The following is a 19,038-nucleotide window of genomic DNA, read 5'->3' on the forward strand; positions in this document are numbered from 1 at the left end:
GTGCCCGGAAAAATCCGGTTCACCTCTGAAAAATCGGTATATGCCTGCTGGATCGACCGGGCCATCTGTCCACATTGCTCAGGGAGCACGATGCCCTACGACTACGACAGCTTCAGCCGCCTGGCCGGTCCCGCCGACCCGGTCCCGACGGGCGACTACCGGGTCCGGCTGCGGCCGCTGACCCGGCACCGCCCGATCCGCAACCTCCTGCTCACGAGTCTCGCGTTTCTCCTGGAGGCCACGTTCTTCGGCTGGCTGCTCACCAAGGCCGACCTGTCCGGTGGCGGCCTCGCCCCGGCGATGATCGCCCTGATCGAACTGTTCCGGCTGGTCAACGTGGTCACGCTGTGCCTGGCCACGCTGCGCGCCAGGGACCCGGTGCCGGTACCGCCGGATCCGGGCCTGCGGGTCGCCTTCCTCACCACCATCGTCCCCGGCAAGGAGCCGATCGAGATGGTCGAGCAGACCCTGCGGGCGGCCACCCGGATCCGCGGCGACCACGACGTCTGGCTGCTCGACGAGGGCGACGACGACGAGGTCAAGAAGATGTGCGCGAGCGCCGGCGTCCGGCACTTCAGCCGCCGGGGCGTGGCCCGGTGGAACACTCCGGGCGGCGGCTTCAAGGCGAAGACCAAGCACGGCAACTACAACGCCTGGGTGGACGCGCACGGTGACGACTACGACGTGTTCGTCTCGGTCGACCCGGATCACGTGCCGCTGCCGTCGTTCTGCGAGCGGCTGCTCGGCTACTTCCGCGACCCGGACGTCGCGTTCGTGGTCGGCCCGCAGATCTACGGCAACTACGACAACCTGGTGACCCGCTGGGCCGAGTCGCAGCAGTACCTGTTCCACTCGCTGCTGCAGCGGGCCGGCAACCGGCTGGGCGCGCCGATGCTGGTCGGCACGAACAACGCGGTGCGGATCGCGGCGCTGCGCGGTATCGGCGGGCTGCAGGACTCGATCACCGAGGACATGGCGACCAGCCTGGCCCTGCACGCCACCCGTAACCCGGTGACCGGAAACCGCTGGCGCTCGGTCTACACCCCGGACGTCCTGGCCGTCGGTGAGGGCCCGTCCGCCTGGACCGACTACTTCAGCCAGCAGCACCGCTGGTCGCGCGGCACCGACGAGGTCTGCGTCACCGGTTTCCTCGCCAAGATTCCCCAGCTCGGGGTACGCCGGACGCTGCACTACGCGTTGTTGATGGCGTACTACCCGATGACCGCCGTGGCGTGGCTGCTCGGCACCGCCACCGCCGTCGCCCACATCGTCCTCGGCGTCCGCGGCGTGCAGGTGCCGCAGCAGATGTGGTCGATGCTGTACGTGGACGCGGCGATGTTCCAGGTCGGCCTCTACCTGTGGAACCGCCGGCACAACGTGAGCCCGCACGAGGAGGCCGGGTCGTCCGGGCTGACCGGGATGCTGCTCTCCACCCTGTGCGCGCCGATCTACGTGGCGTCGTTCCGGCAGACGCTGCTGCGCCGGCGGGCCGGGTTCGTGGTCACGCCGAAGGGCGACTCGGCCAGCCCGGATCGGGTGAGCACGTTCCGGACCCATCTGAGCTGGGCGGCGTTCTTCGCGGTACTGCTCGTGACGGCGGTGGCGACCGGGCGTACGCACGGGCTGATGTGGCTGTGGCCGGCGCTGAACCTCACGCTCTGCCTGACCCCGATCGCCCTGTGGCGTCTCACGCCGCGACCCGCCCCGGCACCGGTGAAGATCCCCGCACAACGCACGGAAGAGCCCCTGAGGACGTACGCATGAGCCCTGAGCCCACCCTGACCCGCCGCCTCCTCCGCGGCCTCGCCGTCCTGCCGGCCATCGCGGCGGTCCTCGCCGCGAACCGCCCGATCGTGGTCTTCGCGGCCCAGCGATATCACGAGTTCCGCATCGACCAGGCGAGCTACAAGGCCGCCTACGGCCAGTGGTCGATGCTCGCGGTCCCGGACGGCTTCCGGATCAACGCGATCCACGCGGCCCTGCTCAGCACCGGCAAGGTCCTGATCGTCGCGGGCTCCGGGAACAACCGGAAGAACTTCGAGGCCGGCACGTTCCGGTCGATCCTGTGGGATCCGGCGACCGACAGGTTCTCGCAGGTGCCGACGCCCAGCGACATGTTCTGCGCCGGGCACACCTTCCTCGCGGACGGAAAGCTGCTGGTGGCCGGCGGGACGAGGTCCTACGAGGTGCTGCCGGCGAACATCAGGTACGCGGCGGGCGTCATGAAGATCAAGAACGAGTCGCCCGACGACGGGCCGCAGACCATCGCGAAGGGGACGCGGCTGACGAGTCCCGACGGGCGGCAGTATGCGACCCGGGCCGATGTCGTCGTCCCGGCCGCGATGAAGATGCAGCACGGTGGCCACACCATGGTGCACGCCGGCGAGGTGGAGGTGTGGGCGGACGCGGTCGAACCGGGCGACGCGGGAGTGATCGATCGGCCCGCTCAGTATCGATTCGCCGGATTCACCGGGACGAAGGCCCGCAACGTCTACGGCGTCGCCGACAAGATCACCCGGGACAAACAGGAGTACGGCGGCGACAACACCTCCTACGAGTTCGACCCGCGCGCCGAGCGCTACGTCCGGACCGGCAACCTCACCGACCACCGCTGGTACCCCACCCTGGCCCCACTCGCCGGCGGCAACGTCCTCGCCGTCTCCGGCCTCGACCAGTTCGGCCGGATGCTGCCCGGGCGCAACGAGGTCTACGTGGCCCGCGACCACCGCTGGGCCGCCGCCCCGAGACTGACCCGGGCCTTCCCCACCTATCCGGCCCTGTTCCTCACCCGTGACGAGCGGCTCTTCTTCTCCGGCTCGAACGCCGGATACGGCTCCGCCACCGAGGGACGCACCCCCGGCCTGTGGAACGTGCGGACCAACGAGTTCCGCCCGGTTCCCGGCCTGCGCGACGCCACCATGACCGAGACCAGCGCCTCGGTCCTGCTCCCCCCGGCCCAGCGCCAGCGCGTCATGATCATGGGCGGCGGCGCGGTCGGCGACTCACCGAAGTCCACCGCCCGCACCGCGATCGCCGATCTGAGCCGGCCGGCCCCGGTCTACCAGCCCGGCCCGGACCTGCCGCACCCGACGAGGTACCTGAACACCGTCGTGCTGCCCGACGACACCGTCCTGACCAGCGGCGGCTCGTCCGGCTACCGGGGTGGGCCGTACCGCGGCGAGAACCGGAGCGACCTGCTCACCGCGCAGATCTACGACCCGTACCGCAATCTGTTCCGCACCGCCGCCGCGCCCACCGTGGGCCGCGACTACCACTCGGAGGCGCTGCTGCTGCCGGACGGCCGGGTGGTCACCATGGGCAGCGACCCGATCTACGACCGCTCCGGCAGGAACCCCGGCGTCTTCGAACAGCGGATCGAGATCTACAGCCCGCCCTACCTGTTCCGCGGCGCCCGCCCGGAAATCGTGGGCGGACCGGACGAGGTCGCCCGGGGGCACACCGTCTCGTTCGGCACCTGGGACGCCGACCGGATCCGCACCGCACGGCTGATCCGCCCCAGCGCCGTCACCCACGCCACCGACCTCGATCAGCGCTCGATCGCCCTCCCGATCCGCCGCGCCCCCGGCGGCCTCCTGGTCGAGATCCCGCAGGAGCGCGGCCTGGTGCCCACCGGCTGGTACATGCTCTTCGTCACCGACACCGCGGGCATCCCGTCCCGGGCCACCTGGGTGCACGTCTCCTGACTCGCGGGGAGGGCCGCCACCACGGCCCTCCCCCGCGCTCAGCCGGCCGGGCGCAGCAGCGCGGGATCCACGTCGGGCACCGCGAACCGGGGGTTGTGACCGGATCCGACCACCCGCATCACGAACCCGGCCGCCTCCTCCAACTGCCGCGCCGCACCCAGCCCGCCGACCACCCCGGCCCGCCCGCCGAGATCCCCGATCAGCGCCGACGCCCGGTCCAGCGCCTCCGGGTCGTCCCCGCAGATCGCCACCACCGGCGCCTGCTCGGCCGGCCCGGTGCGCGGCCACGACGCCCCGGCGAACAGGTGCAGCGCCTTCACCACCGAGGCGCCGGTCGCCGTGCGCGCCACCAACTCCGCCGCCGAGCCCAGCAGCTCGCCGGTCGCGTAGTCCACGGGGTTCGTGCAGTCCAGTACGGCCTTGCCGGCCAGCGTCCCGCGATCCGCGCCGATCAGCGCCAGCGCCTCCGCCAGACCGGCCCAGGCGACGGCGATCACCACCACGTCGACCCGCGAACCGAAGCCGGCCGGATCGGCGCCGTGGCCGCCGATCTCCCGCGCCGCCTCGGTGACGTGCTCCGGGTCGCGGCCGGTCACCAGCACCGCGTGGCCGGCGTCCACCCAGACCCGGCCCAGCGCCCGGGCCAGACTGCCGGTACCGAGAATGCCAACGTTCACAGCGATCTCCTTCGTCGAGGTGATGACGCCGAGAACGCTAGGAACGCTCGCCGCCCTGGCCCGATGGGCCGCCGACCACCAGGCCGAACTGGTCTGATCCGGCCGGCGGGGCTCAGTTGGTCGCCAGGGCCAGGGCGTACTCCGGCCACCACTGGCCGGCCGGCGGCGCGCCGGAGCCGCATGCGCCGTCCGACTCGCCCGGGCGTTTCACCCACAGGTACGCGTCGACCCGCTGGTGCCCGGTCTGCGTGGTGGGCGCCGGGCCCAGCGCCCGGCCCGGCGGGTTGCACCAGTGGCCGTCGCCGGAGCTCGCCGTGGTGGCCGGCCCGTTGCCGTTGCGGCTGGTGTCGATCACGAAGTGCTTGCCGCCCAGCTCGTCGGAGATCGCCGTCCCGTACCCGATGTTCGCCTCGGTGGTCTCGAAGTTCGCCACGTTGAGGCTGAACCCGTCGGCGTCGGCCACCCCGGCCCGCCGCAGCGCGTCCGCCACCCGGTCCACGTCCTTGACCCAGCCGGGGTTCCCGGCGTCCAGGTAGACCCGCACCCCCGGATCCGCCTCGAACGCCCGGATCGCCTCGCCGAGCAGCGCGAACCGCTCACCGGCGTCCCCGTCGGACAGGCAGCCCTGCAGCACGTGGGTCACCGCGTCCGGCTCCAGCACGACCAGCGCCGGCGACCCGTGCACCGCCCCGGCCAACTGGGCGATCCAGTCCCGGTAGGCGGCGGCGTCCGGCGCCCCGCCCCCGGAGTGGCCGCCGCAGTCGCGACGCGGCACGTAGTAGGCGACCAGCACCGGGGTCCGCCCGGCCGCCGCCGCCGAGGTGACCAGGTCGCGGGCCCGGTCGGCGAAGCCGGGATCGGCGTCCGCGAACCACACCGCGGTCGGCTCGTCGGCGATCCGCCGGACCGCCGCCGCGTCCGCCGGGCGGCCGGCCGCGTCCCAGGCCCGCACCTGGGCGGCCGCCGCCCCGGCCGGCTCCACGTAGAACTGCTCGACCGGCGGCGCCGGCACCGGCTCGGGCCGGGAGCCGGCCTCGGCCGTGCAGGCCGCGACGCTCGCGCACGCGACAGCGGCCAGGACCGCGCAACGAACTCTCATGTCCCCTTTTTCACCGTTTCAGCGCACCGATCGGGCCACCTCGCTCGCCTCCTCGAGCGTGGCGAATCCCTCCAGCCGGTAGGTGACGGTCCGGGAGCTCCCGATCAGGGCCGGACCGGCGAGGCGGGCGGTCTCGGTCCGGGTCACGCCGCCCTCGTCGACGTACGTGATCGGATGCGGCGCGGTCAGCCGCACCGCGACGTCACCGACACCCTCCACCCACTGCCCGTCCGGCGCCGTCTTCAGGAACACCGGGTCCACCATTCCGTCAAACTGGTCAAACCGCACGGTACCGCCCCGGTAGACGAGGGTGACCACCCGCGGCGCGCCGTTTTTGTCCGGATCGGCGATAAGCACCCGGTCGGGCGACCCCACCTTCGCCGGCACCGCGACCGGGAACGTCGCCGGCAACGCGACGCGCGGACCGGCGCGACACTCGGCCGGGTCGCCGGCGGCGGGCCAGCCGGGCTGCGGCACGTCGCCGACTCCTCAGGTACGCGCCGGACCGGCCGATGGGCTCGCACGTGCTGCTCCGTTGCTACGCCGCGATCGTCACCGTGCTGGTGGCGACGTATCTGGCGTGGCCGTACGAGCTGCGGTCCTGGCCGTTCCTGGCGGTCACCTCGACCGCCGTGCCCGCCGTGCTCGTCGCCCTGCGCCGCGCGCCGGCCGGCAGCCGGGCGCCGTGGTGGCTGATGCTGGCCGCGATGGTGCTCTACAACACCGGCAACGTCATCTGGATCTGGCTCACCACCGTCGGCGGGCGACCCAACGGTGACGGCGGCTTCGCCGACGTCCTGTTCACCGCGGCCGGTGCGTTATTGCTGGCCGGAGCACTTCTGGTGGTACGCCTGCGCAGCCGCGGCGACATCGGCGGGGTGATCGACTCGGTGATCACCGCTGTCGCGCTCGGCGGCGTGCTGTGGGACGCGGTGCTGCTGCCGGTGAACACCGCTCACCACCTGCCGCCGACGCAGCAGATCGCCGCCTTCCTGGACCTCCTGGCGGTCAGCGGCACGCTCGGCGCGATGCTGCGGGTGTCCCGGAACTCGGTGGCCGGCCGGTCGGCGTCGGTCCGGCTGCTCGCGGCCGGCATCGCGCTGACCCTGGCCGGCAAGGTGATGGCGCCGCTGGTGACGGGCGTGGACGGGATGCGGCCGGACTGGACGAACGTGATCTACCTGGCCGCCTACGCGGCGCTGGGCTGCGCGGCGCTGCACCCGTCGGTGGCCACCATGCTCAGCGGCACGCCGGCGCCGGACGACGACCTGACCCGCGGGCGGCTCACCTTCCTCGGGACGATGCTGGCGCTGACCCCGCTGGTCGGCGGCGGCCGGGCGATGCTGGGCCTGCCGGTGGACGGCGAGCTGATCGCGCTGTCGTCGGCGGCGCTGGTCCCCCTCGTCATGATCCGGATCGCCCGGCTCGCGGCACAGCGCCGGGCCGCCGAGCAGGCGCTGCACCACCTGGCCACCCGCGACGCCCTCACCGGCCTGCCCAACCGGGCCGCCTGCCTCGACGCCCTGGCCGTCGCCCTGCCGGCCGCCACCGCCGGCGCACCGGCCACCGCCGTCCTCCCCGCGGCGGGTTCACCCGCCCCTGGTGATCACCTCACCGTGCTCTTCTGCGACCTGGACGGGTTCAAGCCGGTCAACGACCGGCTCGGGCACTCGGCCGGCGACGAGTTGCTGGTCGCGGTGGCGGACCGGCTGCGCGGCTGCGTCCGGGAGGGCGACCTGGTGAGCCGCTTCGGCGGGGACGAGTTCGTGCTGGTCTGCCACGGTCCCGGCGCGGTCACCGCGGTCAGCGACCGGATCGCCGCGATGGCCACCGAACCGTTCGCCGCCGGTGGCGAACAGGTCCGGATCGGGATCAGCGTGGGCGCGGCCGAGGCCCGGCCCGCCGACACCGTCGACCACCTGGTGCGCCGCGCCGACCTGGCCATGTACGAGGCCAAGAAGACCAAGCAGGTGGGCAGGCTGAGCCTGGTGCTGGCCGCCTGAGAGCCGCGCCGCGGCACCGGGGTGGCGCGGACGTCGCGGGGCGGGCTGGGCGGGACGGCTCCGGGCGTACCGAAATCAGATCTTGCGGAAGACGTCCAGGACGAACCACTCGTCCTCGTGGTGGATGACGCGGTCGAGGGCCGGCAGCTCGGCGAGCCGGGCGTGGACGTTGAAGCCGTCGTAGCCGCCCGGGTTGTCGCGGTCGCGGAAGTGCACCGAGAGCAGGTCGCCGCCGGGTTCCAGGCGGGCGAGCAGGCCGTCGATCATCAGCTGGAGATCGTCGGCGGAGAGGTAGTAGAGCAGGTCGCCGACGACGATCAGGTCGAACGTGCCGTCCGGCAGCTCGGCCGGCAGCAGGGCGCGGGAGACCTGGACGTGCGGCAGCGCGGCGGTCGCCGCGCGGGCCTGGACCACCGCCTCCTCGACGCAGTCGACGGCCACCACCTCGTCGCAGCGCGCCGCGAGCATCACGCTGAGCACACCGACAGCGCAGCCCGGCTCGTAGCAGCGCCGATAGCGCCGGCCGGGCAGGCTGGCCATCGCGACAGCGTATTTGCGCTGGTCGCTCCACTTGGTGGCGTTGTCCCAGGGATCGTCCTTGGCCTCGTAGAGACCGATGAAATGGTCGAGGGAGTAGGACGCCTCCGGCGGCATGGCATCACCCTGGGTACGTGTCACCCCGCGATTCTGCCTGACCTCAGCGGGACTGGACGGTGAGGGCTCCCACCCCCTCCTCCGAGTCGAGCCGGATGCCGTCGTCGCCGCGACCGCTTCTGATCACGTCGCCCCGGCCCACCCCGTCGTCGGTCCGGCCGTAGACGGTGACCGAGCCGGCGCCCTCCCGGAAGAACGCGCGGACCGGAACCTCCCGGTCGGTGACGATCCGCCAGTTGCCGAGCCCGCCGCGCTCGACGATCGGGATCGCGGCGCGCTGGGCGGGCAGCACCAGGTCCAGGGTGCCGGCGCCGCCGATCAGCTCGATCGCGCCGACCCGGCCGCCGGAGAGGTCGATCCGGCCGGTGTTGACCCCGCCGCGCATCGTGAACGACCAGCGCACCTCGTCGCTGAGCCGGATCGCCAGGCTGGCCGAGCCGGTCTCCCGGCCACTCGGCGCGACAGTGACGGTGACCCGGTCGTCGTCCACCTTGGCGCGCGCCCTGATCGTGCTGTCCTCGCCGACGCTCACCGCGACGATCCCGTCGCCGACGTCGCCGACCTCGACCTGCAGCCGGGTGACGCCGTCGGCGAGTTCGAGGGTGGCCGCCTCCGGGACGGCCGGCGCGGCGGAGGTCGTCGTCCCGGCGCCACGCGGTGCGGCCGCCGACGTGGGCGCGGCGGTGGTCGGGCTGGGCGGCGGCGAGGTGCCTATCGACACCGGCGGGTTGGGCGCCTCGGTGACGGCGGACGGCACGGGCAGGGGTGGCGCGGGCAGGCTCGCGATCGGGTCGCCGGCCGGGGTCCGCAGCCGGGAGACCACGGCGAAGACGCCGCCGCCGACCAGCAGGACCGCGGCGAGCAGCACGATCGCGGGTTTGAGGTCCCTGCCGGTACGCCGGTCCGGCACCGTCTCCGGATACACGCGCGCCACCGGCGGGGTCCGCAGGCGCGTGGGATCGGCTCCGGGCAGCTCGTAGTGGTCGGCGGGCGGGCCCAGCCGGTGCGGCGCGTCGGGCCAGTAGTCGGAGATCCGGGGCAGGCCCGATGGGAGTCTGGACGGTTCGTCGCCGGTCTCGGGTGCTGCACTTTCCACGCGGGTCTCCTCGATGCGGTCACCCGGCACCCCATGTAGCCGGATGGTCCCTGGAGGTATACGCATCGATCCGCACATCGGTTCGGCCGCACCCCAAAGATTTGTCCCCCGTCCGGAAAATTGATTGAGCAAGCTCTTGATATCCGCCAGCCGCCCGGGAAAGATTCGTTTGTCCAAGTTCAGCAGGAAGCGAAATACATGCCGGAAGACGACACCCGTTCAGGTTTGCGGGTCGGCCGCTGGGTTCCGCCGTATTCCCCCGATGGACGGTCCCGGAAAGAGCCGATCCGGTCCACCGCTCCCCCCTCGTTCCCGCCCCCCTCGATCGCCGGTTTCCCGCCGTGGCCCCGGCACGCCGGGGGCACCCGGCGGCGGGCCGCGCTGGCCGCCGTCGCGGTGGCCACCCTCGGCGCCGCAGTGGTCTCCTTCCTGGCCCTGCGCGGCGGTGATCCGACCGCCGAGCCGGAGTTCCTGACCGGCACGGTGCCGCCGGTGCCGCCGCCCGCGCAGACCGTCATCATCGAGCCGACCACCAGCTCAAGCCCGGCTTTCAGCTTCAGTCCGATCGGGAGCGCTCCCAAATCCACGCCGCGCCATCGAGCGAAGCCGGTCACTACGTCAGCCAGTCCCAGCCGGCGCCCGGCGGTCACGCTGCGTGTCGGCTCGACGGTCGCGCTGACCGTCGCCGACCGCCCCGGGTACCGCGTTCGGCACCGCGACTTTCTCGGACGAATCGACCCCATCGGGCCGGGCCGGGACGACCCCGGCCGAGCCGATTCCAGCTTCACCGTCCGTGGCGGACTGGCGAATTCCGGATGCGTATCCCTCGAATCTGTAAACTTTCCAGGGTATTTTTTGCGGCACCAGAACTTCGCAATAAAACTCCACCGGCAGGACTGGTCCGATCTTTTCGCGAAAGACGCCACTTTCTGCCCGGTCGTCATTCGTTCGGGAGCCGCACTCACGTTACGGTCCATCAATTATTCGGACCTGTTCGTGGTCGAGTCGGGCGAACGCCTGTTCCTCCGCAAGGACGGCGCACTCGCCCTCGTCCCGCGGGACGTGGGCTGACGGACGAGGGTGCTGCTTCAAGGCCCCCGAAGCAGCACCCTCGTCGTCGCGGTCAGCGGACCAGCACACCCCGGGGTTCGAGGATGCCGTCCGGGCCCAGGTCGACCGGCTCGGCCGTCCGGTTGATCAGGAACCGGTGCTCGCCACGCACCGCCAGCTCGACCCGGCCACGCAGCTCCGGTGGCAACTCGCTGACCACCCCGGCCGCGTCCAGCAGCGCCGGCAGCACCACGGTGAGGCCGTCGGCGCCGAGCCGGGTGGAGACGTACGCCGCCGACCCGGCGCCCACCGCGCGCCGGGTGATCGCCGCACGTTCCGCCTGGTCACCGGTCTTGTAACGGGCCAGGATCTCGACGTCCGGGCCGGTGACGTCGATCCGGTCGGTCCAGAGCGTGCCGGTCGTCCCGTTGTCCAGTTCGGCGGTTTCGCCGTCGAGGAGCGGGGCGAACTCCTCGATCCGGATGCCGAGGAGGTCACTCAGCGCCCCCGGGTACCCGCCGAGCCAGATCTGATCGTTCTGGTCCACGATCCCGGAGAAGTAGGTGGTGACCAGATGCCCTCGGTTCCCGGCATAGCGGGTGAGCCGTTGCGCCAGGTCGGCCGGCACCACGTGCAGGATCGGCGCGATGACCATCCGATAGTCGTCCCAGCCGGCCCCGGCCGGCACCACGTCCGCGCGGATCCCCAGGTCGAGCAGCGCGGTGTACCAGTCGAGGGCCTCCTGCTTGTAGCGCAGCCGGTCGGTCGGGTGCGAGTCGTGCTCGGCCACCCACCACGACTCCCAGTCGAACAGGATCGCCACGTCGGCCCGCGTCCTGGCGGAGCCGGCCACCGACGCGAGGGACGCCAGCCGCTGACCGAGGTCGACCACCGTACGGAAGACCGCGCTGTCCTCCCCGGCGTGCGGCACCATCGCCGAGTGGTACTTCTCCGCACCGGCCTTCGACTGCCGCCACTGGAAGAAGCAGACCGCGTCCGCACCGTGCGCCACGTGGGTGAGCGAGTCCCGGTGCAGCTCCCCCGGCTTCTTCGCCAGGTTCACCGGCTGCCAGTTCACCGCGCTGGTCGAATGCTCCATCAGGAACCACGGCCGCCCACCGGCGAGGTTCCCGGTCAGGTTCGCCGAGAAGGACAGCTCGTCGCGCGCCTGCGGGCCGGGCTGCACGTAGTGGTCGTTGGCGACGAAGTCCACCTCGCCCGCCCAGTCCGCGTAGTTCATCGGGCTCATCTCGCCCATCACCATGAAGTTCGTGGTGACCGGCACGTCCGGGGTGAGCTCGTGGAGCAGGTCCCGCTCGGCGATCAGGTGCTCCTTGAGCGCGTCCGAGGAGAACCGCTTGAAGTCCAGCCGCTGGGTCGGGTTCGGATGGGTGGTGGCCTGCCGGGGCGGGATGATCTGGTCCCAGTCGGAGTAGCGCTGCGACCAGAAGTCGGTGCCCCACGCCGCGTTCAGCCCGTCCAGGGTGTGGTACCTGTCGCGCAGCCAGGCGCGGAACGCCACCGCCGCGTCGTCCGAGTAGTCGTAGACGTTGTGACAGCCCAGCTCGTTGTTGACGTGCCAGGCGACCAGGGCGGGGTGCTTGCCGTACCGGGTGGCCAGGACGCGGACCAGGCGCAGGGCGTGCGCCCGGAAGACCGGCGAGGTGGGCCGCCAGTGCTGCCGGCCACCCGGCCACACGGTGTTGCCGTGCTTGTCGACCGGCAGGATCTCCGGGTGCCGGGCGATCAGCCACGGCGGCGGGGAGGCGGTGGCGGTGGCCAGGTCGACGTCGATGCCACCGGCGTGCAGCAGGTCCATGATCTCGTCGAGCCAGGCGAAGTCGTACACCTCGGGCCGCGGCTGGATCCGGGCCCAGGAGAAGATCGCCAGCGAGACGACGGTGACACCGGCCTCGCGCATGGCCCGGACGTCGGCGTCCCAGACCTCGCGTGGCCATTGCTCGGGGTTGTAGTCGGCGCCGTACTCCAGCCGGGGCGCCCCGGCGCGGCGCAGCCAGCGCCGGGGCGTCGTGTCTTCCGTCGTCATCGAATCGTGAAGCCCTGTTCCTGGCCGTACTTGGTGGACGCGTCCTGCCAGGCCTTCAGGCCGTCGTGCAGGGTCGATCCGCCGGTGTAGGCCTTGCCGACGGAGTCGTTGTAGACGCTGTTCGAGTAGACCTGGAACGGCAGGTACGACCAGCCGCTCGCGACCTGCGTGGCCGCCGCCGAGAGCACCTCGTTGGCCTTCTGCCCGCCCAGGTACGGGAACTCCTTGTTCTTGAAGGCGTCCGCGGTGAGCTGAGCGGTGGTCGCCGGGAACGAGCCCTGGTCGGTACGGCTCTGCGCGCCGTCGCCGACCGTGGCGTACTTCATGAAGCCGTAGGCCAGGTTCTTGTTCTGGCTCGCCTCGGTGACGGCCAGCGAGCTGCCGCCGTTCTCCGCTGTCACCTTCTCGCCGGCGGCCCACTGCGGCATCGGCGCGACCCGCCACTTGCCGGCCGCGGCCTTCACCCCGGACTCCAGGTTCGGCGGCATCCAGGCGCCGATCACCAGGCTGGCGATGGTGCCGTCACCGAGACCCTTGTACCAGGCGTCGGACCAGCCGGGGATCGGCGCGAGCAGCTTCTTGTCGATCAGCCCCTGCCACAGGCTGGTCCACTTCTTGGTGCCCTCGTCGTCGAAGTTGATACCGACGTTCGTGCCGTCCACCCGGTACGGCCGCCCGCCGGCCTGCCAGATCATGCTGGTGGTGAACCCGGCGTCGCCGCTGTCACTGGTCAGGTACGCCTTCGGGTTGGCCTTGTGCAGCTTCTCGGCCGCCGCCGCGTACTCGGCCCAGGTGGTCGGGACCTGGATGGCGTACTTGTCGAAGACCTCCTTGTTGTAGAACAGCGCCATCGGGCCGGAGTCCATCGGCAGCCCGAAGATCTTGTCGCCGGAGTGCACCGAACCCCACGGGCCCGGCGTGAACGTGCCGTCCAGCGACGTGGCGCCGAACGCGTTCAGGTCGGTGACCGCCTTGGAGAGGGCGAACTGCGGCAGCGCGTAGTACTCGATCTGCGCCACGTCCGGCACCCCGGTGCCGGCCTTCACCGCGTTCTGCAGCGCGGTGTACTGGTCGTTGCCGCTACCGACGCTGACCAGATTGACCTTGACCTTGGGGTACTTGACCTGGAAGTCGGCGACCACCTTCTTCAGCGTCGGCTCCCACGCCCAGACCGTCAGGTTGCCGCCGGTCTGCAGCGCGGTCTCGATGTCGGCGTCCGACACGCTGGTCTTGGCCGGGGCGTCTCCGCTGGTGTCGTCGGCCGAGCCGCAGCCGGTGGCCAGGAGCGTTATCGACATGGCGGCGCCGAGGAGCGCACGCCGGCGGGTGATTCTCATGGGTTTCCCTTCTCGATCATTGTTTGACGCTGCCGACCGCCAGGCCCGACTGCCAGTAGCGCTGGAGCAGCAGGAACGCGGCGATGAGCGGGATGATGGCCAGCAGGGACCCGGTGATCACCAGGTTGAAGACGACGTCGCCGCCGACCGTCTGGGACTGCTGGTTCCAGGTGTAGATGCCCATCGTGATCGGGTAGAGGTTCCGGTCCTTCAGCATGATCAGCGGGAGGAACAGGTTGTTCCAGGTCACCACGACGTTGAAGAGCAGGGCGGTGACCAGGCCCGGGGAGAGCAGCGGCACGGCCAGGCTGAAGAAGATCCGGAACTCGCCGGCGCCGTCCACCCGGGCCGACTCGAGGATCTCGTCCGGCACCGCGTCGGTGGCGAACACCCACATCAGATAGAGGCTGAACGGGATCATCAGGGACGGGATGATCACCGCCCAGACCGTGTCGGTGATCCCCATCTTCGCGAAGAGCAGGAAGGTGGGCACGGCGAGCGCGGTGGGCGGCACGGCGACCGCGCCGAGGATCAGGGCGAAGACCGCCTTGCGGCCGCGGAAGGCGAACTTGGCCAGGCCGTACCCGGCGAGCGCGGCGAGCAGGGTGGCCCCGCCGGCCCCGATCACCACGTAGAACACCGTGTTGCCGAGCCACCGCAGGTAGATGCCGTCCTGGTAGGTGAAGACCTTCCCGACGTTGTCGGCCAGCGCGAAATCCCCGCCGAACCAGAGCCCGAACGTGCTGAGCAGGCCGTCCTGGGTCTTGCTCGCGCTGATCACCAGCCAGGCCAGCGGCAGCAGCGTGTAGACCAGCATGAGAGTGGTGAGCGCGGTCAGCGACCAGCTCTTGGTCCGCTTGATCCGGGCCGCCGCGGGCCGCGGTTGCCGGCGCGCCGCCGGGCGGATCGTGGGTGCGGCGACCATCACCCCGCCTTTCGTACGGCACGCGCCTGCACGAGGTAGGCGACGAGCATGGTGAGCAGGCCCATCACCACCGCGACAGTGGCCGAGTAGTTGAACTGCTGGCCGCCGACGGAGAGCTGCCAGGCGTAGTAGTTGGGGGTGAAGTAGGTGAGGATCGCGTTCGGGGCGATCGTGCGCAGCACCACCGGCTCGGTGAAGAGCTGGAAGGTGCCGATGATCGAGAACATCGTGGTGATCAGCAGCGGGCCGCGCAGGGCGGGCAGCTTGATCGCCCGGATGATCCGGAGCTGGCCGGCGCCGTCGATGGCCGCCGCCTCGTAGAGCGAGGGATCGACGACGCGCAGCGCGGCGTACAGGATGATCATGTTGTAGCCGACGAACTCCCAGGTCGTGATGTTGCCGATGGCGGCCAGGACAAGATCCGGGGCGAGCGGGTCGGGCAGCGTGACGCCGAACCAGTCGTTGAAGTAGCGGATCAGGCCGAACTGGCTGCCGTACATGAAGCCCCACATCAGGGTGGCCACCACGGCCGGCACCGCGTAGGGCAGGAAGATGGCGATGCGGAAGAAGGCCGCGCCGTACAGGCGCCCACTGTCGATGGCGAGCGCCACCAGCAGCGCCAGGACCAGCATGATCGGGACCTGGACCACGAGGAACAGGCTGACCCGGCCGACCGCCGACCAGAACTGCGGATCCTCGAAGGCCTTGGTGTAGTTCTCCAGGCCGACGAAGCCGGTGCCGCCGATCAGCTTGGTGCGGTAGAGGCTCAGGTAGATCGAGTAGGCGATCGGCGCGAGGAAGACCAGCGCGAACACCGCCAGGAACGGGGCAACGAACTGCCAGCCGATCCAGGACCGCCGGGTCACCGTGCCTCCTTACGTTGGGTTGCGATGTCGATGTTTACGTAAACATGTTCGACTGCGGTTGGAAATGTTTGCGTAAACATGTGTGCCGTATAGTGGCACGCGTCACCAGCACGGTCAAGGAGTCAGGACATCGAAGCGCAGCGTCTCCGCGGTGGATCCGACGTGCCCGGCGGGCGCCGCAAACAACGGGTGTCGATGGCCGACGTGGCCAAGCTGGCCGGCGTCTCGTCACAGACCGTGTCCCGGGTGGCCAACGGCCAGCCCGGCGTCGTCGAGGCCACCCGCGAACAGGTCCTGGCCGCGATGCGGGAGCTGGGCTACCGGCCGAACAGCGCCGCCCGCTCGCTGCGGTACGGGCGGTTCAACACGCTCGGGGTGATCCTCTTCGGACTCTCGTCGACCGGCAACAGTCGTACGGTCGAGGCGATAGCGACCCACGCCGCGGCCGAGGGTTACGCGATCACCCTGATCCCGGTCGGCGTGCCCACCCAGGACAACGTGCTGGGCGCCTTCACCCGGATGGGCGAGCTCGCCGTCGACGGCGTCATCGTGATCATCGAGGTGCACCTGCTGGACGCGGCCACCGTGGCGCTGCCTCCCGGCGTCCACGTGGTGGTCGTCGACTCGGATGCGGGAGAGCGTTATCCCGTGGTCGACACCGACCAGGCCGACGGCGCCCGGCAGGCCGTCCGGCACCTGCTCGACCTGGGCCATCCGACGGTCTGGCACATCGCCGGACCGGCCGGCTCCTACTCGGCGGAGCGCCGCGCCCAGGCCTGGCGCACGGTGCTGGAGGAGGCCGGCCGGCCGGTCCCGCCGATCGGCCGGGGCGACTGGTCGGCCGAGAGCGGCTACCGGGCCGGCCTGCGGCTGCCCGACTCGTGCAGCGCCGTGTTCGTGGCGAACGACCAGATGGCCCTCGGTGTGCTGCGCGCGCTGACCGAACGCGGACGACGCGTGCCGGACGAGGTGAGCGTGGTCGGCTTCGACGACATCCCGGACGCGTCGTCCTACCTGCCGCCGCTGACCACCGTGCACCAGGACTTCGCCGAGGTGGGGCGGCGGTGCGTCCAGGCGTTGCTGGCCCAGATCGGATCGGGGCCGGCCGCTCCCGGCACCGACCTGGTCCCGACCCATCTGGTGGTGCGGGGCAGCACCGCTCCGCATCGGACTGTCGGCTGACCGACCCTCCGGCCGCCTCCGGTTTGCCAGGCTGTCATCGACGAAGGAGGCACATGATGACCAGCACCATCGACAGCGCCACACTGCTCGACAAGGCCCGGGCCGCGACCGACAACGCCGTGGTGAGCCGGGTGTTCGGCGAACCGGTGGAACGGGACGGGATCATTCTGCTGCCGGTCGCCAAGGTGGCCGCGGGTGGCGGAGGCGGCGGCGGCAGCGGTGTCGCCAAGCCGGGCGACGAGGCGGTCAGCGCGCCGCAGCAGGGCGAGGGCTCGGGTGCCGGTTACGGGCTGAGCGCCAAGCCGGCCGGCGTCTTCATCATCAAGAACGGTGACGTCTCCTGGAAGCCCGCCGTCGACGTCAACAAGGTCATCCTGGGCGGCCAGGCGGTGGCGGTCGTCGCTCTGCTGGTGGCCCGGTCGGTGCTGCGCCGCCACCTCAGGCGCCGCCGCTGACGGTCCCGGCCGGCCCCGCGGGCATCCGGCCGGCTCCGGGACACCCTGGGAGCCGGCCGGGATCGCGGGCTTCCCGCTTGCTACGGCTCGGGGTATCGGACGATCCGGAGGCGGTAGGCGAAGATCGCCAGGGTGCCGGCGGTGCAGATCAGCCAGTACACCGCGAAGTGGGCCAGGCCCTGCCAGAGGAGGCCGATGCCGGCGTCGTCGACCGCGTAGGTGCCGATCTGGCGCACCGACCAGAACGGCAGCAGTTTCGCGACCAGGCCGTCCGGGTCGGCCAGCATCTGCACCGCGCAGACGCTGAGCAGGGCCAGGGCGCCCTCCAACTCGCGGGGCAGCAGGGCGCCGACCAGGCTGCCGAACGGGGCGGCGACCAGGCCGGCCAGCATCATGATCAGGCCGGTGGCGAACGGATGGGGCACGGACTGGTCGAGGGCGACCAGCGCCCAGTAGCCGAGCGCCAGCAGCGTGCCGGCGCCGCTCATCGCCAGCAGGCGGCCGCCGGCCAGGCCGGCCACCGACGCTCCGGAGAGGCGCAGCCGGGGATCCACGCCGCGGGACGCGTTCACCACGAAGAGCGTCAGCGTGGAGATCGACCAGGCGATGCCGAGCGCCAGCATCCGGATCGACTGACCGGCCAGATCCCGCCGGACCAGGTAGAACCAGAGCGGCAGGGCGATCACCAGCAGCACCGCGGCACGTCGCCGGCTCACCTCACGGGCCGACAACCCGGCCACCACCAACGCGGTCATCGCTCCCCCAGATCCAGCACGTGGTCGACATTGCCGAGGTCGTGCAGCAGGTGGGTGACCACCACGACGGCCCGGCCGGCATCCCGCCAGGCGTGCACCTGCCGCCAGAAATCGAGATACGTCCCCTGGTCGAAGCCCTGATAGGGCTCGTCGAGCAGGAGCAGGTCGGGGCCGTGCAGCTCGCCGAGCACCAGGTTCAGCTTCTGCCGGGTGCCACCGGAGAGCTGCTGCACGCGCTGCCCGGCATCGGGGCGCCAGGCCAGCCTCGCCGCCAGGTGCGTCCCGGTGGAGCGGGCGCGCCGTGGCACCACGCCGGCGGCGGCGCCGAACAGGGTGAAGTGCTCGTCGGCGGTGAGCCAGCCGGCGGTGCCGCCGTCCTGCGGGACGTAACCGACCCGGCGGGTGCGGTGCACCGTGCCGGCGTCCGGACGGGTGAGCCCGGCGCAGATGCGGAGCAGGGTGGACTTGCCGCAACCGTTGGCGCCGACGATGGCGGCGACCTGCCCGGCGCGTACCGTCAAATCGACATCGCGGAGGACGGTCCGGCGGCGAAATCGCTTCCCGACGCCCGCGAGACGCAGCAGGACCGGGCCGGCCGTCGCGAAGCGCGGCGGCTCCGGGCCGACCGGGGCGGACAGCTCGGTGACCAGGTGGCGGGCGTACAGGTGGGCGGGGCCGAAGAGGCCGGCCGGGTCGGCGGCGTGCTCGGCGGCCTGGGCGGCGGTGTCCTCGGTGAGGCGGCGGGCGCGCGGTTCCGGTACGCCGAGGCGCACCAGCTCGGCCTCGAAACGCTCCGGCCAGGTCATCGGGCCTCCCGGGCGGCGCTCAGCAGGGCGTCGACCCCGTCGCGGAAGCGCGACCACTGGGCTCCCCGCGTGGCGAGGAACGCGGTGCCGGCCGGAGTGATCTCGTAGTACTTGCGGCGGGGGCCGGACTCGGAGGGCGCCCAGCTGGGAAGCGCGAGTCCCTGCTCCTCGAGCCGGAGCAGCGCAGGATAGAGGGTGCCGCCGGGAACGTCGGCGACCCCGGCCGCGGCCAGGCGCTGAGCCAGACCGTAACCGTAGTCGGCGCGCTCGCGCAGCATGGCGAGCAGGCACAGGTCGAGGAAGCCGTGCAACCACGGCTTGGGCATCATGTAGTCAGGCTAACTGCTTAGCAGACCGCCTACCTAGTGGGGTGACGCTTCAC

Annotated in this window: 18 protein-coding genes; 6 read left to right on the top strand and 12 right to left on the bottom strand. The window is 71.5% G+C overall.

Going from position 1 to position 19,038, the window contains the following annotated elements:
* Positions 1-90: 90 nt before the first annotated feature.
* Complete coding sequence (locus Actob_RS30800; RefSeq protein ID WP_284915362.1) at positions 91-1,764, top strand: glycosyltransferase family 2 protein; 1,674 nt, start codon at positions 91-93, stop codon at positions 1,762-1,764.
* Entirely contained in the window at positions 1,761-3,704 is a 1,944-nt protein-coding gene (gene glxA, locus Actob_RS30805; protein ID WP_284915363.1) for a radical copper oxidase GlxA, read from the top strand. Before Actob_RS30800 ends, glxA begins: the two co-directional genes overlap by 4 nt.
* Positions 3,705-3,742: 38 nt before the next feature.
* On the opposite strand, the gene Actob_RS30810 is transcribed toward glxA, so the two are convergent.
* The 3 genes from Actob_RS30810 to Actob_RS30820 all read right to left on the bottom strand — a co-directional run bounded on the left by Actob_RS30810 (position 3,743) and on the right by Actob_RS30820 (position 5,957).
* Positions 3,743-4,381, bottom strand: a complete 639-nt coding sequence (locus Actob_RS30810) for an NADPH-dependent F420 reductase (protein ID WP_284915364.1) — start codon at positions 4,379-4,381, stop codon at positions 3,743-3,745.
* Between the two features lie 112 nt (positions 4,382-4,493).
* Positions 4,494-5,480, bottom strand: a complete 987-nt coding sequence (locus Actob_RS30815) for a glycoside hydrolase family 6 protein (RefSeq protein ID WP_284915365.1) — start codon at positions 5,478-5,480, stop codon at positions 4,494-4,496.
* Between the two features lie 18 nt (positions 5,481-5,498).
* Complete coding sequence (locus Actob_RS30820) at positions 5,499-5,957, bottom strand: hypothetical protein (RefSeq protein WP_284915366.1); 459 nt, start codon at positions 5,955-5,957, stop codon at positions 5,499-5,501.
* A 35-nt stretch (positions 5,958-5,992) separates the two neighbouring features.
* Here Actob_RS30820 and Actob_RS30825 point away from each other — a divergent pair, with 35 nt between their 5' ends.
* A complete protein-coding gene (locus Actob_RS30825) occupies positions 5,993-7,483 on the top strand; it encodes a GGDEF domain-containing protein (RefSeq protein WP_284915367.1) in 1,491 nt (496 codons plus the stop codon).
* 75 nt (positions 7,484-7,558) lie between these two features.
* Here the strand turns inward: Actob_RS30825 and Actob_RS30830 are convergent, their stop codons facing one another.
* A complete protein-coding gene (locus Actob_RS30830) occupies positions 7,559-8,161 on the bottom strand; it encodes a class I SAM-dependent methyltransferase (protein WP_284915368.1) in 603 nt (200 codons plus the stop codon).
* Between the two features lie 19 nt (positions 8,162-8,180).
* A complete protein-coding gene (locus Actob_RS30835; RefSeq protein WP_284915369.1) occupies positions 8,181-9,233 on the bottom strand; it encodes a hypothetical protein in 1,053 nt (350 codons plus the stop codon).
* A gap of 120 nt (positions 9,234-9,353) precedes the next feature.
* Between Actob_RS30835 and Actob_RS30840 the strand changes: the two genes are divergently transcribed.
* A complete protein-coding gene (locus Actob_RS30840; protein WP_284915370.1) occupies positions 9,354-10,304 on the top strand; it encodes an AbfB domain-containing protein in 951 nt (316 codons plus the stop codon).
* A gap of 52 nt (positions 10,305-10,356) precedes the next feature.
* On the opposite strand, the gene Actob_RS30845 is transcribed toward Actob_RS30840, so the two are convergent.
* From Actob_RS30845 to Actob_RS30860, 4 genes are read right to left on the bottom strand one after another with little or no spacing between them, the layout of a single operon-like run.
* Complete coding sequence (locus Actob_RS30845; protein WP_284915371.1) at positions 10,357-12,330, bottom strand: beta-galactosidase; 1,974 nt, start codon at positions 12,328-12,330, stop codon at positions 10,357-10,359.
* A complete protein-coding gene (locus Actob_RS30850) occupies positions 12,327-13,667 on the bottom strand; it encodes an ABC transporter substrate-binding protein (protein WP_284915372.1) in 1,341 nt (446 codons plus the stop codon). The genes Actob_RS30845 and Actob_RS30850 overlap by 4 nt, the downstream gene beginning before the upstream one ends.
* A 16-nt stretch (positions 13,668-13,683) precedes the next feature.
* On the bottom strand, positions 13,684-14,592 hold the full coding sequence (locus tag Actob_RS30855; RefSeq protein ID WP_284915373.1) for a carbohydrate ABC transporter permease: 909 nt from the start codon (positions 14,590-14,592) through the stop codon (positions 13,684-13,686).
* A complete protein-coding gene (locus tag Actob_RS30860; protein WP_284915374.1) occupies positions 14,592-15,458 on the bottom strand; it encodes a carbohydrate ABC transporter permease in 867 nt (288 codons plus the stop codon). Before Actob_RS30860 ends, Actob_RS30855 begins: the two co-directional genes overlap by 1 nt.
* A gap of 162 nt (positions 15,459-15,620) precedes the next feature.
* Here Actob_RS30860 and Actob_RS30865 point away from each other — a divergent pair, with 162 nt between their 5' ends.
* Together Actob_RS30865 and Actob_RS30870 are read left to right on the top strand one after the other, a co-directional pair.
* A complete protein-coding gene (locus tag Actob_RS30865) occupies positions 15,621-16,640 on the top strand; it encodes a LacI family DNA-binding transcriptional regulator (protein WP_407653417.1) in 1,020 nt (339 codons plus the stop codon).
* A 56-nt stretch (positions 16,641-16,696) separates the two neighbouring features.
* Complete coding sequence (locus Actob_RS30870) at positions 16,697-17,095, top strand: spore germination protein GerW family protein (RefSeq protein ID WP_284915375.1); 399 nt, start codon at positions 16,697-16,699, stop codon at positions 17,093-17,095.
* A gap of 80 nt (positions 17,096-17,175) precedes the next feature.
* On the opposite strand, the gene Actob_RS30875 is transcribed toward Actob_RS30870, so the two are convergent.
* The 3 genes from Actob_RS30875 to Actob_RS30885 are packed head-to-tail and all read right to left on the bottom strand — an operon-like array spanning position 17,176 to position 18,985.
* A complete protein-coding gene (locus Actob_RS30875) occupies positions 17,176-17,850 on the bottom strand; it encodes a hypothetical protein (RefSeq protein WP_284915376.1) in 675 nt (224 codons plus the stop codon).
* Positions 17,847-18,656: an ATP-binding cassette domain-containing protein gene (locus Actob_RS30880; protein ID WP_284915377.1), complete on the bottom strand. Its 810-nt coding sequence runs from the start codon at positions 18,654-18,656 to the stop codon at positions 17,847-17,849. Before Actob_RS30880 ends, Actob_RS30875 begins: the two co-directional genes overlap by 4 nt.
* Complete coding sequence (locus Actob_RS30885) at positions 18,653-18,985, bottom strand: PadR family transcriptional regulator (protein ID WP_284915378.1); 333 nt, start codon at positions 18,983-18,985, stop codon at positions 18,653-18,655. Before Actob_RS30885 ends, Actob_RS30880 begins: the two co-directional genes overlap by 4 nt.
* Positions 18,986-19,038: the final 53 nt, after the last annotated feature.

This window comes from Actinoplanes oblitus, assembly GCF_030252345.1.
GTDB lineage: Bacteria > Actinomycetota > Actinomycetes > Mycobacteriales > Micromonosporaceae > Actinoplanes > Actinoplanes oblitus.